Genomic DNA, 14861 nt, shown 5'->3' with positions numbered 1-14861 from the left:
CGCGCCCGCCAGCACCCGCGCGGCGCCGTCGCGCAGCGGCCCCTCCGGCAGCCGCGGCAGCGCCGCGCGCGCGGCCTCCAGGCGGTCCTCGTAGTCGTCGGGTACGGCGATGCGCTCCATGGCGGCCCCTCCTCGGCTCGTCCGGTCTGCACGCATCCTCGCGCGGCGCCTCACGGATCGGTCCTCGGATCGTCACGCCGACACGCCCCGCGCCACTGTGGGACACTGAAGCCCCAACCCGCGGTGAGGAAAACGACTCCATGGCCCTCGACGTGCGCCTGCTCGGACCGCTGGAGGTCCGCGTGGACGGCGCACCGGCCGCCGTCCCGCGGGGCAACGCCACCACGATCCTCGCGCTCCTCCTCGACGACGCCGGCCGGGCCGTCCCCATCAGCGGCCTCGTCGCCGCCGTCTACGGCGACGACCTCCCCCTCGACCCCGAGACCCAGGTGCAGAACACCGTCGGCGTCCTCCGCCGCCAGCTCGGCGCCGCCCGCACCCGTATCGAGACCGTCGGCCGCGCCTACCGCTTCCGCATCGGCGAGGACGAACTCGACACCTTGCGCTGCAGGGCGAAGGAGGCCGAAGCGCGCCGTCTGCGCCGCGACGGCGACACCGCCGGGGCCGCCGCCGCGCTCCGCGAGGCCCTCGCCGAATGGCGCGGCCCCGCCCTCGCCGACCTCCCCGGCCGCGCCGCCGGCGCGATCGGCCGCCGCCTCGACGAGTACCGACTCACCCTCCTCGAGCAGCGCATCGACGCCGACATCGACACCGGCCGCGCCGCCGGCGCCGTGGAGGAGCTGCGCCAGATCATCACCGCCCACGACACCCGCCAGCGCCTCACCGCCCTCCTCATGCGCGCCCTCCACGCCTCCGGGCGCACCGCCGAAGCGCTCGAAGCGTATGCGGCCCTGAAAGACCGGCTCGCCGACGCGCTCGGCGCCGACCCCGACCGCGAACTCACCGCCCTCCACACCGCGATCCTCCGCGACGAGCCCGCCGACGCCGGACCGCCGCCCGCCCCGCCCCCGCCCGCCGCCGCGCCCGCGATGCTCCCGCGCGCCACGCCCCGCTTCACCGGCCGCGAGACCGAGATCCGCGCCCTCGACCGGTTCCTCATGGACGCCGGCGCCGAGGCCGGGCTCGCCGCGGTCACCGGCATGGGCGGCATCGGGAAGACCGCGCTCGCCGTCCGCTGGGCGCACCGCGTCGCCCACCGCTTCCCCGACGGCCAGCTGTACTTCAACCTCCGCGGCTTCGACCCCGCCGCCCCCGGCGCGAACCCCGAGGACGTCCTCGCCGAGGCCCTCGCCGCCCTCGGCGCGACCGCCGTCCCCGCCGGGCTCGACGAGCGCGCCGGCCTGTACCGGACGATCCTCGCCCAGCGGCGCGTCCTGGTGCTCCTCGACAACGCCCGCGACGCCGCGCACGTGCGGCCCCTCCTCCTCACGGCCCCCGGCAGCTTCACCATCACGACCAGCCGGGACCGCCTCGTGGGCCTCGACATGAACGAAGGCGCCGAGATCGTCCACTTGGGGCCGATGCCGGTGCCGGAGTCCGAGGCGCTCCTCGCCCGCCGCATCGGCCCCGAGCGCGCCGACGCCCACCGGGAGGCCGTGGCCCGCATCGCCGACGCCTGCGGGCGGCTCCCCCTCGCGCTCACCCTCGTCGGCTCCTGGGCCGCCGCCGACCCCCGCCTGCCGCTCGACGCGCTGGCCGACCGGCTCGCGGGCGCCGCGAACGTCCTCAACGTCCTCGTCTCCACCGACGCGGCCTCCGACCCGCGCACCGTCTTCGACTGCTCCTACCAGCTCCTCGACGACCGGGACGCGGCCGCGTTCCGCCTCTTCGGCCTCCACCCCGGCCCCGACCTCACCCCCGCCGCGATGGCGAGCCTCATGGGCGCCCCGCCCGCCGAGGCGCGGGCCGCGCTCGAGTCGCTCGCCGAGATCAACCTCGTCGAACCGCTCCCCGGCGACCGGTACTCCATCCACGACCTGCTGCGCGCCTACGCCGCCGAATGCTTCGAGGACGAGGTGCTCGAACCCGAGCGCCGCGCGGCCGCCCTGCGGATGCTCGAGCACTACCTGCACGCCGCCGTCCGCGCCGACGACCGCCTCCGCCCCGGCGGGCACCGCCCCGACCCCGGGCCCGCCGCGCCCGGCGTCCGGGTCGAGGCGCTCCCCGACGCCGCCGCGGCCGCCGCCTGGTTCGACGCCGAGCACCGGGTCCTTCACGGCCTCTTGAGGATCGAGGCCGGGTTCCAGGCCGACCTGCGGGTGTGGCGCCTCGGGCGCGTCCTCGCCGAGCGCGCGGTCGACCGCGACGGCGGCCACGAACTCGTCACGGCCCAGACGCTCGCCCTCGCCGCCGCCGAACGGCGCGGGGAGGGCCTGGAGCAGCTGACCTGCCTGGGGTACCTGGCGATCGGGCACGCGGCGCACGGCGACGACGACGCGGCGCGGGCGCTCGCCGACCGGGCGCAGGCCCTCGCGGCGCGCGTCGGCGGGCCCTGGGCCGCGGCGATGGCGGCGTACCTCCGGGCCCGGGTCGCGGCCGATCCCGCTGCGGCGCTCGGGGACGCGCGGCTCGCGAAGGCCGGGTTCCGCGACGCGGGGGACCGGCACTGGGAGCGCCGCGCCGTCGCGCTCGCCGACCGGTGCGCGGCCGCGGCGGCGGGCCCCGCCGAGCAGCGCGGCGCGGCCGGGGCCCGCGCGAGACGCCATGCGCTCCAGGACGAGTGAACGGCCGGACCGCCTCGGTCCTCGGCTGGGTGCCCCGGTCCGCCGCGCCCAGCCGCAGCACTCGTCCCGATGGCCCGGCCGGGGACGGGCGGCCGCGCTGCGCGCCTGCGCCCCAGCGCGATCGCCCGCAGGGCGCTTCTCCGCCGCACCGCCCGGACGCCCTCGCGGCAGCATGCGGGAAACCCGCGGCCGCCTCGGCCCGCCCGGTGCCATGATGGCCGCATGAGCGAACCGACCCCGATCGAACTGTGCTGCCTCCTCCGCGCCCGCCCCGGCGCCGAGGCGGCCATGACCGCCTACGAGGACGAGGTCCTCGCGCTCGTCCCCGAGCACGGCGGCGAGATCGTCTCCCGCGCGATCGGCGACGGCGCCGGCGGCCACCCCCACGAGGTCCACACCTACCGGTTCCCCGGCCAGGCCGCGATCGACGCGTACATGGCCGACCCCCGCCGCACCGCCCGCACCGAGGAGCGCGACCGCGTCGTGGAGTCGACCGTCCTGTTCCCCGTCCGCCTCGTCTGACCGCCCGCAGCCGCCCGCCGCCACGACTGTCGGATACCCGACAGTCGGCGGCGCGATTGTCGACGTTTCCCCGAAACGCCGGGTTCCGCCGTCACCCGGTTGACCGATACATGAACCCACGCAATGGAACCGCGTCCTTACGCTCGGCGAATGAGTGACTCCTCCGGTTTCCGGTGGTTCGTCGGCGTCGCGCTCACCGCCGCCGGCGTCGTCATCGGCTACCTCAGCCTCCAGCACCAGATCGACCAGTCCGGCGACCCCGCCCCCTACCCCACCGGCGACCCCGCCACCGCGATCGGCGAGACCACCGGCGCCGGCGGGGCGACGCCCGAGGCGGGCGAGTGGGTCGAGGCCGGCTCGCTCCAGCTCGACCTCCCCGCCACGTTCGCCGACGGCAACTGCTGGACCTGGGGCATCGACCTCGACGACGGCGGCCGCCACGAGTCCTACGGCGAGCACGACGAGTACGACGACTGGGTCGACGCCTCCTGGTACTCCTGCCGCACCGACACCCCCGCGATCTTCTACGGCCCCGAGGACGCCTCCATCACCACCGGCGCCGGCGAGACGCAGGACCTCGCCGCCTGCGCCGACGCGATCGGCGAGCACACCTACCTCGAACTCTGGCTCGACCCCGCGGACCCGACCACCGACGAGGGCTGCCTGTACACCACCGAGGGCGCCTTCGCGACCGTCCGCGTCGACTCCCAGGACACCGACGGCACCTTCGACACCGGCCGCATCACCGTGACGTTCTGGGAGTGGACCGTGTAACCCCCGCGTCGCGTTCGCGGCGAGCGGCTTTCGCACCCCTATGGGACACTGGACTCCCCCCGGCTCCCAGCGAAAGCGGAGACATGCCCACCCTCGACGTGCGCCTGCTCGGCCCCCTGGAGGTCCGCGTCGACGGCGCACCGGCCGCCGTCCCCCGCGGCAAGACCGCGACGATCCTGGCGATCCTCCTCGACGACGCCAACAGCGTCGTCCCCCTCGACAGCCTCATCCGCGCCGTCTACGGGATCGACCTGCCGCGCGACCCCGAGACGCAGATCCAGAACGCCGTCGGCGTCCTCCGCCGCCAGCTCGGCGCCGCCCGCGACCGGGTCGAGACCGTCGGCCGCGCCTACCGCCTCCGCGTCGCCCCCGACGAGGTGGACCTGCTGCGCTGCAAGGCGAACGAGGACCGCGCCCGGGCGCTGCGCCTCGAAGGCCGCACCGAGGAGGCCGCCGCCGCGCTCCGCGCCGCCCTCGCCGAATGGCGCGGCCCCGCCCTCGCCGACCAGTCCGGCGCCGCCGTCGAGGCGATCCGCCGCCGCCACGACGAGCACCGCCTCGCCCTCCTCGAACGCCGCCTCGACCTCGACCTCGATCTGGGCCGCCACGCCGACGTCGTCGAGGAGCTGCGGCAGGTCGTCGCCACCCACGGCCTCCGGCAGCGCCTCACCGGGCTCCTCATGCGGGCCCTCCACGCCTCCGGGCGCACCGCCGAGGCCCTCGAAGCGTATGCGGCCCTGAAGCACCGGCTCGCCGACGCGCTCGGCGCCGACCCCGACCGCGAACTCACGGCCCTCCACACCGCGATCCTCCGCGACGAGCCCCCCGCCCCCGCCGGGCCCGCCCCGACCGCCGCGCCCCGCCTCGTCCCGGCCACCCTGCCCCGCGCCATCACCCGGTTCACCGGCCGCGACGAGGAGATCCGCCTCCTCGACGACGTCCTCGACGCCGCCGAGGACGAAGCCGGGATCGCCGTCGTCACCGGCATGGGGGGCGTCGGCAAGACCGCGCTCGCCGTCCGCTGGGCGCACCGCGTCGCCCACCGCTTCCCCGACGGCCAGCTGTACTTCAACCTCCGCGGCTTCGACCCGCTCAGCGAGGGCGCCGACCCCGCCGCGGTCCTCGGCGAGGCCCTCTCCGCGCTCGGCGTCCCCGCACCCCAGCACCCGGCCGGCCTCGACGAGCGGATCGGCCTGTACCGCACCGTCCTCGCCCGCCGCCGCGTCCTCGTCGTCCTCGACAACGCCCGCGACGCCGCCCAGGCCCGCCCCCTCCTCCCCGTCGCCCCCGGCAGCTTCACCCTCGTCACCAGCCGCGACCGCCTCGCCGCCCTCGTCGCCGGCGAAGGCGCCGACACCGTCCCCCTCGGCCTCATGTCCGAAACCGACGCCTGGTCGCTCCTCGTGCGCCGCATCGGCCTCACCCGCGCCATGGAGGAGGAGCAGCCCGTCCGCCGCATCGTCGCCGGCTGCGGCCGCCTCCCCCTCGCCCTCACCCTCATCGGCGCCTGGGCCGCCCAGCACCCCACCTTCTCCATCGCCGCCCTCGCCGACCGCCTCGACCAGACCACGAACGTGTTCAAGGTCCTCGCCGCCACCGACCTCGGCTCCGACCCGCGCTCCGTGTTCGCCTGCTCCTACCAGGTGCTCGGATCGTCCGCGGCGCAGGCGTTCCGCCTGTTCGGCCTCCACCCCGGCGGCGAGGTCACGACCGCGGGCATGGCGAGCCTCATGGGCCGCCCGGCCGCCGACGCCGAGACCGCCCTGGGCGAGCTCGCCGGCGTCCACCTGATCGAGCAGCCCTGCGAAGGCCGCTACACCATGCACGACCTCCTGCGCGCCTACGCCAGCGAACGCCTCGCCGACGAGGTCGCCCCCGAGCGCCGCCGAGCCGCCGAGGAGCGGCTGTTCGACTACTTCGCCCGCTCGACCGCCGCCGCCGACGAGCTGCGGAACCTCCACGGCGGCGTCGTCGCGCCCGCCCCGCCCGTCCCCGACGTCACCCCCGAGCCGATCCGGACCGTCCGCGACGCCACCGACTGGTTCGAGCGCGAGCACGACGTCCTGGCCGGCCTCGCCCTCCGCGGCGCGGGCGGCGACCAGGGCACCTGGCGGCTCGCCTGGCACCTCGCCGAGTACGCGATGGCCACCGGACTCGTCGACGACCTCGAAGCCGTCCAGGCCGCCGCGCTCGCCGCCGCCGTCCGCCGCGGCGACACGTTCGGGCAGGTCGTCGCCCACGGCTACCTCTCGGCCGCGTCGATGCTCCGCGGCGACCGGGCCGGCGCCGACCGGCGCCTCGCCCGCGCCGCCGCCGTCGCCGACGCGTCCGGACAGCCCTGGGCGAAGGGCTTCGCCCGCTACGGCCTCGCCGTGCAGGCCGGCCGCGACGGCCGCGACGCCGAAGCCGTCGACTACGGCCGCGGCGCCCTCGCGGACTTCCAGCGGTCCGGCGACCGGTTCTGGGAGTTCCGGGCGGTCGCGCTCATCGGCTGGCACTGCGCCGTCCTCGGCCGCTTCGCCGAGGCCCGCGACGCCTTCGACCGCCTCCGCACCGCCGCCGCCGAGGCGGGCAGCCGCTACGCGTCCGCGTACGCCGAGCTCGGCTACGGCCTCATCGCGTTCCACGAGCACCGGTACGACGACGCCCTGCGGCGCTTCGCGACCGCCGAGACCGGGTTCGCCGAGCTCGACATGGCGGGCAGCGCCGCCTGGGCCGGCGAGCACATCGGCGACGTCCTCGCCGCCACCGGCCGCGCCGACGCCGCCCGCGAGCGGTGGCGGGCCGCCGAGCAGGTCTACCTCGACTCCGGCACCCCCCACGACCTCGACCGCGTCCGCACCCTCCTCCAAGACCGCGAGACCGCCCCGACCGCGGTCGAAGGGCGCCCGACACTGCGGCCCTCCGGCGGCCGCGAGCACCGCCGCACCTGACCCCGGACACGGCGAAGGGCCCCGCCCGAAGGCGGAGCCCCTGGTCGCACCGTCCCCGGCTACGCGGTCTCGGCGTCGAAGTCCGTCGCCAGGAGGGCGTCCACGGCCGACTGGTACGAGTCGGTGCCCGACTGGGCGACGCTCGCGATGCCCAGGAAGCCGTTGACGCCGTCGACATCGACGACCAGGATCGCCGTGTCCTCGAACGTGTCGGTGCTGCCCGGCGTGGAAGTCCACGAGTTCCGCCACGTCGCCAGGACGCCGGCCTTGCCGTCGACTTCCACGTCCTGGTAGGCGATCTCGCTCATCGTGTAGCCCTCGACCGAGGAGAACGCGCCGTTCAGCCACACCTCGGCCGCGCTCGCCGCACTGGCCTGGAGGTTCGCCGGGTCGAACTGGGCGCTCGCGCCGGAGAACAGGCCCACGCCGAAGAAGGAGATCCAGTCCTCGGTGTGGTAGAACGCGTACGCCTCCGAGTCCGTCATCGGCTCGCTGCTCTCGCCCGGACCGAAGTACGGCTGCCACTCGCCCTCCGGGATCGGCGTCACCGACCCCAGCGACGTCACCGAGAGGCCGGTGCCCGACGGACCGGGCGCCTCCTCCTCCGGGGACTCCTCGCCGGACTCGCCGCCCTCGTCGCCCGGGTCGTCCTCCTGGGACGTGGCCGAGTCCTCGGCACCCGAGAGCTCGCCCTCGCCGCCGTCGTCGCGGCCGAGGAAGTAGTACCCGCCGAACGCGCCCAGCGCCATGAGCACGACCACGCCGATGACGAGCAGCGCCGTCCCGCCGCCGCCGCGCGTCGTCGCCTGCACCGGCGGCGGCCCGTACCCCTGGTACGGCTGGTTCGGGTCGTACCCCGGCTGCGGGTGGTAGGCCTGGTTCGGGTCGTAGCCCTGCTGCGGGTAGTACTGGGCGCTCGGGTCGGGCTGGTACGGGGAGCCCGCGGGCAGCTGCGTCGTCGGCGGCGCGTACGACGGGTCGGGGCCCACCTGGCCGGGCGCGTAGCCTCCCGCGGGCGGCTGCGCGGCGGGCTGGGACTGGCCGTAGGGGTCCGGCGCCCCCGGGGGCACCGCGCCGGGGTCTTGCGGGGGGTACGTCATGGACCGATCGTATCCGGACGCCGCCGCCGGTGTCTTCATGCGTTTTCTGAGAAAACCCTGCCCCGGGGAGACTAAACCGGGACGGGTGTGCACCCGCCCCGGCTTCAGGGATCCGAAACTCAACCCCAGTATCACCGACCTGTCAAGATCGGAATCGTCACCCGACGAACACGGCGACCGTCCGGCCCGGCACCGTGAACGTCCCGGACGCGTCGTCGAACGCGGCCTCCGCGAACACCGGGTCCGCCGAGTCCTGCAGGACCGGGTGCAGGACCGCGCCCGAACCGGCCGCCTCCGGCACCGTCTGGTCCACGGCCTCCGGCGAGGCGTTGAACACCACCGTCACCGAGTCGAACGCGTCGTCCAGGCCGTCCAGGTCGATCCGCATCACGATCACGCCCGGCGCCTCCGCGGCCGTCCCCGACAGCGGGAACGCGACCCGCTCGGCGACCGCCTCGCCCGTGCCGAGGCTGAACGCCCCGGTCGACGAGGCGATCCGCAGCAGCTCCAGGTACCGCTCGTCGGCGAGCGCGATGTCCCCGCACGACGGCGCGTCCACCGCGGCGACCGCGGCCTCCGCGTACGGCCACTTCGCCTCCGTCGTCCACGCGGGCGGCAGCCCCGACCCGAACCCGTTCGACGACGACCCGAAGCCCTCGGCGCCTTCGCAGTCCCAGCGGATCGCGTTGAACCAGTCCCCGGAGTCGTACGAGTCCCGGTCCAGCGACTTCGACCGGAGCATCTCGCTGCCCGCCGTCGTGAACCCCGTGCCCTGGCTGAGGACCGCCGTCGCCAGCGACAGCACCTGCATCCGGGCCCGGTCCGCGCCCGACGTGTCCGGCGCCAGCTTGTACGCGAGGGCGTCGAACAGGATCTCGTTGTCGTGCGCGTCCACGTAGTTCACCGCGTCGCCCGGGTCGGCGGCGTACCCGGCGGCCGCCCCGTTGTAGTCGAGCCCGGCCCCGGTCACCTCCGTCCCGTCCGACGCCGTGAACGCGTAGTCCGCGAGGTTCCCGACCAGGCCCAGCTTCACCAGGTCCTGCGCGTGCAGCAGCGCCGCCAGCTCCGCGTCGGTGGCCTCGCCGTCGTTGTCGGCGGTCCAGGCGCCCGAGCCGAAGCCCTGCACCGTGGGGTCCGCGTCGAACGGGCCGCCGCCGCGCACGGCGTCGCGCATCCGGTCGTTGAACGTCCCGATCCCGGTGCCGGCCATGTTCGCCTGCGTCGCCTGCTCGAACAGGGCGTCCCCGGCGACCTCGCCGAAGTCCCAGCCCTCCCCGTACAGCAGCACGTCGTCGTCGAGGGCCGCCTGCACCGCGAGCAGGTTCGACTTCGGGTGGTGCCCCATGAGGTCGAACCGGAACCCGTCCACGTGGTACGCGTCCTGCCACAGCACGGTCGAGTCCACGATGAACCGGTCGAACATCGGCCGCTCCGTCGCGGTGTTCGCGCAGCACGTCGACGTGTACACCTCGCCGTTCGCGTCGAGCCGGTGGTAGTAGCCGGGCACGACCCGGTCGAGCACCGACTTCCCGTCGGTCCCCGACGCCGCGGTGTGGTTGTAGACCACGTCGTTCACCACCCGCAGCCCGAGGCCGTGCAGGGCCGCCACCATCTCCCGGTACTCCAGGATGCGCTGCACCCCTTCGGGATCGGTCGCGTACGAGCCCTCCGGCACGTTGAAGTGCAGGGGATCGTAGCCCCAGTTGTACGCGTCGCCGGCGCGCACCGCGCCCACGCACGCCTGCTGCTCGGTCGAGTTCGCCGCCATCAGGTCCAGGTCGCAGTCCACAGTGGCCTGACCGGTCTCGGGGATCGACGCGATGTCGAACGTCGGCAGCAGGTGCACGTAGTTCAGACCCGCGTCCGCGAGCTCCGCCAAGTGCGCCACCGACACCGAGTCCTCCTCGGCGAACGCCGAGTACGTCCCGCGCAGCGCCTCGTCCACCGACATGTCGGCGACCGAGAAGTCCCGCACGTGGACCTCCCACACCTGCGCCGCGGCCGGATCGACCTCGGCCGGGGCCTCCTCGCGGTTCCAGCCGCGCGGCTTCAGGTCCGCGTCGTCCAGGTTCACGATCTGGCTGTGCGTCGAGTCGGCCGCCAGCGACAGCGAGTACGGGTCGGTCACCGAGTACGACTCCACCGCCTGCGACGCCGGATGCCACACCTCGACCGCGAACCGGTAGTACTTCCGGTCCCAGCCCTTGGCGCCCTTGACCGTCCACACCCCGGTCCGCTCCGAGAACGACATCTCGTGCAGCTCGGGAGCGGTGTCGGCGGGGGAGTCGTACAGCTCCAGCGCCACCGACCGCGCGGTCGGGGCCCACAGCGACAGCTGCGGCTTCTTCCCCCTCCACACCACGCCGAGGTCCGCGTCGAGCGCGGCCGCGTACACGTCGTCGATCGCGCCCGCGGTCTGCACCCCGGTCGCGTACCAGGCGAGCCCGGTGTGGTCGCGCTCGACCGCGACGAGCTGCCCGCGCAGGGCCTCCCGGATCGCGTCGCCGTCCGCGTCCACGTCGAACGCCTCGTAGCCCCAGTACGCCGGCCACGCCTGCCGCTGCGCCTCGGTGAGGCCGCCCTTCGGCGTCAGCCCGATCGTCTCGAACTCCCCGGTGAGGGCCCCGTCGGCGACCGCGACCGAGCCGTCCGCGCTGGCGAGCAGTTCGAAGACCTTCCCGTCGGTCCCTTCGGTGTCGAGGGCGATCGTGTCGGCGTCGAGCCAGACCGCCTGCTCCTGTGCGAGGTCGAGGTCCTGGCCGCGGCCGGTGGAGGCCCCGGCGGGGCGCACGTACCCCTCGGTGGCGGCGGTGAGCCACACTTCCTGGCCGTACTCGGCGAAGTCGAGCCGCTGGTCGGTGGGGAGGTCCTTCTCGTCGCCCCTGTGGAGGATGTAGGAGAGCGCCTCGGCGCCGTCGGCGAGGTCCACTTCGTAGACGGCGCCGAACGAGTCGGTGCGGACCGGTTCGAGTCCGGCGTTCCAGTCGGTGGGCTCGGCGGCGCCCTCCCAGGTGTGGAGGGTCCAGCCGTCGAGGTCGCCGTCGGGGCGCTGGTAGTGGAGGACGGCCTTGCCGTCGGCGGCGGCCTGGGTGGCGTGCGATCCGGCCGCGGTCACCCAGGTCTCGCCGCGCCGCGAGGGCGTCAGGACCACGTCGGCGTCGTGGAGCTTGGTGTCCCCGGCGTGCACGATGAGGCCCATCGCGGCGTCGACGTCGTCGACGGGCACGTGCCAGTAGCGGCCCCACTCGTCGGTGCCGTCGGGCGGGCGCGGTGCGTCCCAGGCGGTCTCGACCCCGTCGGCGAGGGCGTCGCCCCACAGGTGCAGGCCCCAGTCGGTGCCGTCGTCGGGGGCGCGGACGGTGACGTACCCGTTGGCCTCGGCGAGCGAGTACGCGATGTCGCCGGTGCCCGCATCGAGCCAGATCTCGGGGGTCGCGCTCGGGTCGAAGGACCGGTCGGCGGGGTGGTCCTTGCCCCCGTCCTCGTCGATGACGAGGAACCCGACCTCGTTCGCGTCCTCGGCGAGCCTGATGGGCGCGAAGGACCCGTAGGAGTCGGTGCCGCTGAACGGGTTCGACTCGGGCCAGACGGTGCTCGACTCCTCGGCCACGTCGCCCCACACGTACAGCCCCCACTGCTCGGGGTCGCCGTTATAGTGGACGTTGGCCCAGGTGAGCGAGCCGCCGGCCTGCGCGGGGGTGGCGACCGCGGTGGTCGCCTTCGCGGCGGCACTGCGCCCGCTCCGGTCGACCGCGACGGCCTTGAACTCGACGCGCTGGTCGCCTTGCAGCCCTGCGAGGTCGTAGGCGACGCGGTGGTCGGGGCCGGGGGAGGTGCCGACGTAGGCCCAGTCGCCGCCGTCCACGGACGCGGCGAAGGCGACGCGGGCGAGCGGGTCGCCCTCGACCTCGGCGGTGACGTGCGCGGTGGTCGCGGATTCGGCTGCGACGGTGAGGGACACGGTCGGCGCGTCGCCGGAGGCGACGGGCTCGTCGGCGCGGAACACGACGGCCGACAGCGGCGGGACGGTGATGGAGGCGGCGCCGTCGGCGGCCTCGATCGCGCCGTCGCCGTAGACCGCGGTGAACGTGTCGGAGTAGGTGTCGACCTCGACCGTGCGCGCCTCGGTCGCGTTCGACACGGCGACGAGGTACTCGACGCCCTCGGCGTCCTCGATGCGCGAGAACGCGAACACGCCGTCCGCGGCCGCGCGGGTGGTCTGGGTGCCGTCCGCGAGGGCCGGGTGGTCCTTGCGGAGCTGCCCGAGCTCGGCGATCGCCTGGTAGATCGGGTGGCCGGTGTCGTAGTGGTCGTCGGCGTGGGTGGCGTCGGTGCCGATGAGCTCGTCGTCCAGGTATTCGTCCACTTCGGACGCGAACATGGTCTGGCGGGAGTAGTCGTCGCCGCCGGAGCCGGTGAAGCCCTGCTCGTCGCCGTAGTAGACGACGGGCTGGCCGCGGGTGAGGAACATGAGCTGCTGGGCGAGGATCGCCCGCTGCGTCCAGGTGGCCTCGTCCGAGCCCTCGACGATGGTGCGGCCGACGCGGCCGATGTCGTGGTTGGAGACGAACGTGGGCATCGAGAGCGCGTCGGTGCCCTCGGCGGTGAACAGCGGGTCGGACTCGTAGACCTGGGCCAGGCCCTCGGCTCCGAAGGAGCCGGTCGCGAAGCCGGTGGCGGCGCCGTGGAACCCGAAGTCGAGCACGGCGTCGAGGTCGCCCTGGCGCACATAGGTGCTGGTGAGCACCGGGTCGCCGGAGTAGACCTCGCCGAACGCGAAGAAGTCGATCCCCTCGGCCTCGGCGGCGTCCCTGATCCCGGCCATGAACTGGGGCCAGAACTCGAGGTTCACGTGCTTGGCGGTGTCGAGGCGGAAGCCGTCGACGCCGGAGTCGGCGATCCAGTCGGCGTAGACGTCGATCCAGCCGTCCACGACCTCGGGGCGCTCGGTCCACAGGTCGTCGAGGCCGGAGAAGTCGCCGTACGTGGAGGACTCGCCGGTGTAGGTCGAGTCGCCGCGGTTGTGGTACATCGTCGGGTCGTTGAGCCACTCGGGGCTCTTCGCGTCCTCCTCCCCCGCTTCGAGGACGGGCGTGTACGGGGCGCCCTCGGCGGTGACGGCGGGGAACTCGCCCGACTCGGCGTAGTTCGCGTCCTCGAAGGCCCGGCCCTCGGCGTCGGTGTACGGGGAGTCCTCTTTGGACATGTATCCGGCCGCGTCCTCGGCGGACTCGATCACGTCGGCGGTGTGGTTGACGACGACGTCGAGGTAGATCTCGATCCCGCGGTCGTGCGCGGCGCCGATGAGGCTCTGGAGCTCGGCGTCGTCGCCCAGGTGCGGGTCGACGGCGGTGAAGTCGGTGCCCCAGTAGCCGTGGTAGCCGGCGCCGGTCCAGGTCTCGGAGACCTGCACGGGCTGGTTGACGACGACGGGGGTCAGCCAGATCGCGGTGGTGCCGAGGCCCTCGATGTAGTCGAGCTGCTGCTCGACCCCGGCGAGGTCGCCGCCCTGGTAGAACATGCGCCGCGTCGGGTCGTAGCCCGTCTCGGCCGCGGCGCCGTCGAGGCCGCCGGTGTTGTTGGACGCGTCGCCGTCGGCGAAGCGGTCGGTCATGACGAAGTAGAACTGCTCGGCGCCGTCCGAGGGGGCCTGGGCGAGGGCGGCGAGCTGCGAGTCGGCGGGCTCCTCGGTCCAGGAGCCGTCGTCGGGCGGGTCGCCGGGGCTGGTGCAGGCGGTGAGGGCCAGGGCGGCGCCCAGCACTCCCGCCGCTGTTCGGGCGGTACGCGGCATTGCGCTTCATCCTCCGGGGGTCGATCGGGGGGTCGGGGTCGTCCAGTGACGGGTGACGCACCCCGTGTGCGCAAGAACATACCACTTCTGAAATTTCCTTACAACATCTTGATAATCCGTTGCGAGCAGGAAGTTCTGGAGGAACGCAGGAAGCCCCCCGCGGAGCGGAGGGCTTCGGTGGTCGTGCGGGGGACGGGGCCTAGTGGCGCTCGTCCTCGAGGTGGCGGGTCGGCACGGGCGGGGTGTGCTCGAAGTAGATCGACTTCACCGGCACCGGGAACGCGGAGGTCCCGAACGGCGACGACGCGCCGATCACGCCGGAGGTGAACTCACCGATCTCCAGGTGTCCGGGCTTGACCGTGCGGGAGCGGGTCTTGGCGGCCTTGTGGGAGGGCGCGCTGTCGTTCTCGCGGCCCACCAGGTTCGAGTCACTCATGACCTGGATCTTAACGGGCGCCTCAGCGGCGGGGAACCGGATCACGGGTGCCTCGGGTCACGCCCGGTCGGCAGCGCAGGACGCGCCCGGCCGCGAGGCGCCCGCCCGTCCACAGCCCGTATCGCGAGACGGCCCGGTAGCCGTAGCCCGAGCAGCTCGGGGTGAAGCGGCACTGGACCTGGACGCGGGGGGAGAGGTGGCGGCGGTAGGCGGCGATGGCCCGGAGCCCGAACCGGCGGGGGCCGGGGCGGTGGCGCAGTCGGGCCCGCTCCAGCCGCTCGGGGGTGAGCCGCCCGAACCCGAAGGCGCCCATGAGGAGCGAGTGGTACGGCCCGGGGTCGGTGGCCCCGCCGCAGGCCGCCGCGCACGCGTTGCACGGCCCGCCGGGCCCGCAGGAGGCCTCGAGCGGCCCGCCGCACCCGGTCGCGCAGCCAGGCTCGTACACGCTGACGCACCCGGAGATCTCCACTCGGACAGTTCTACACGCCCCGTGCACCTTCCGGCGCCGCCCGCCCGGCTTGAGCCGCTCCGCCGCTCCGCCGCTCCGCCGCTCCGCCGCTC

General features: G+C 74.6%; 8 protein-coding genes. 4 read left to right on the top strand and 4 right to left on the bottom strand.

Features of this window, described 5'->3' with window-relative positions; translation table 11 throughout:
- Positions 1–260: 260 nt before the first annotated feature.
- The 4 genes from ABD419_RS23855 to ABD419_RS23840 all read left to right on the top strand — a co-directional run bounded on the left by ABD419_RS23855 (position 261) and on the right by ABD419_RS23840 (position 6973).
- Complete coding sequence (locus ABD419_RS23855; RefSeq protein WP_344492277.1) at positions 261–2744, top strand: AfsR/SARP family transcriptional regulator; 2484 nt, start codon at positions 261–263, stop codon at positions 2742–2744.
- Positions 2745–2966: 222 nt separating this feature from the next.
- Positions 2967–3266: a hypothetical protein gene (locus tag ABD419_RS23850; RefSeq protein WP_344492275.1), complete on the top strand. Its 300-nt coding sequence runs from the start codon at positions 2967–2969 to the stop codon at positions 3264–3266.
- Positions 3267–3416: 150 nt separating this feature from the next.
- Positions 3417–4040, top strand: a complete 624-nt coding sequence (locus tag ABD419_RS23845) for a hypothetical protein (RefSeq protein ID WP_344492272.1) — start codon at positions 3417–3419, stop codon at positions 4038–4040.
- An 83-nt stretch (positions 4041–4123) separates the two neighbouring features.
- Positions 4124–6973, top strand: a complete 2850-nt coding sequence (locus tag ABD419_RS23840) for an AfsR/SARP family transcriptional regulator (protein ID WP_344492269.1) — start codon at positions 4124–4126, stop codon at positions 6971–6973.
- A 59-nt stretch (positions 6974–7032) separates the two neighbouring features.
- Here ABD419_RS23840 and ABD419_RS23835 read toward each other — a convergent pair whose 3' ends face one another.
- The 4 genes from ABD419_RS23835 to yidD all read right to left on the bottom strand — a co-directional run bounded on the left by ABD419_RS23835 (position 7033) and on the right by yidD (position 14769).
- Positions 7033–8073 carry a hypothetical protein gene (locus ABD419_RS23835; protein WP_344492266.1) on the bottom strand — a complete coding sequence of 347 codons (1041 nt, stop codon included), beginning with the start codon at positions 8071–8073 and terminating at the stop codon, positions 7033–7035.
- Between the two features lie 157 nt (positions 8074–8230).
- Positions 8231–13864 (bottom strand): pullulanase-type alpha-1,6-glucosidase, encoded by a 5634-nt coding sequence (pulA, locus tag ABD419_RS23830; protein WP_344492263.1) that lies wholly within the window; start codon positions 13862–13864, stop codon positions 8231–8233.
- Positions 13865–14063: 199 nt separating this feature from the next.
- Complete coding sequence (locus ABD419_RS23825) at positions 14064–14300, bottom strand: hypothetical protein (RefSeq protein ID WP_344492260.1); 237 nt, start codon at positions 14298–14300, stop codon at positions 14064–14066.
- A gap of 22 nt (positions 14301–14322) precedes the next feature.
- Positions 14323–14769 (bottom strand): membrane protein insertion efficiency factor YidD, encoded by a 447-nt coding sequence (gene yidD / locus ABD419_RS23820; RefSeq protein WP_344492257.1) that lies wholly within the window; start codon positions 14767–14769, stop codon positions 14323–14325.
- Between the last annotated feature and the right edge of the window lie 92 nt (positions 14770–14861).

Source organism: Glycomyces endophyticus, from assembly GCF_039531525.1.
Lineage (GTDB): Bacteria > Actinomycetota > Actinomycetes > Mycobacteriales > Micromonosporaceae > Glycomyces > Glycomyces endophyticus.
The sequence above is the reverse complement of the archived record's forward strand: the minus strand, read 5'-3'. Positions and strand labels throughout refer to the sequence as shown.

Coding starts and splice junctions, on each gene's coding strand:
- ABD419_RS23855 (WP_344492277.1), top strand. CDS start 261: ATGGCCCTCGACGTGCGCCTGCTCGGACCGCTGGAGGTCCGCGTGGAC.
- ABD419_RS23850 (WP_344492275.1), top strand. CDS start 2,967: ATGAGCGAACCGACCCCGATCGAACTGTGCTGCCTCCTCCGCGCCCGC.
- ABD419_RS23845 (WP_344492272.1), top strand. CDS start 3,417: ATGAGTGACTCCTCCGGTTTCCGGTGGTTCGTCGGCGTCGCGCTCACC.
- ABD419_RS23840 (WP_344492269.1), top strand. CDS start 4,124: ATGCCCACCCTCGACGTGCGCCTGCTCGGCCCCCTGGAGGTCCGCGTC.
- ABD419_RS23835 (WP_344492266.1), bottom strand. CDS start 8,073: ATGACGTACCCCCCGCAAGACCCCGGCGCGGTGCCCCCGGGGGCGCCG.
- pulA (WP_344492263.1), bottom strand. CDS start 13,864: ATGCCGCGTACCGCCCGAACAGCGGCGGGAGTGCTGGGCGCCGCCCTG.
- ABD419_RS23825 (WP_344492260.1), bottom strand. CDS start 14,300: ATGAGTGACTCGAACCTGGTGGGCCGCGAGAACGACAGCGCGCCCTCC.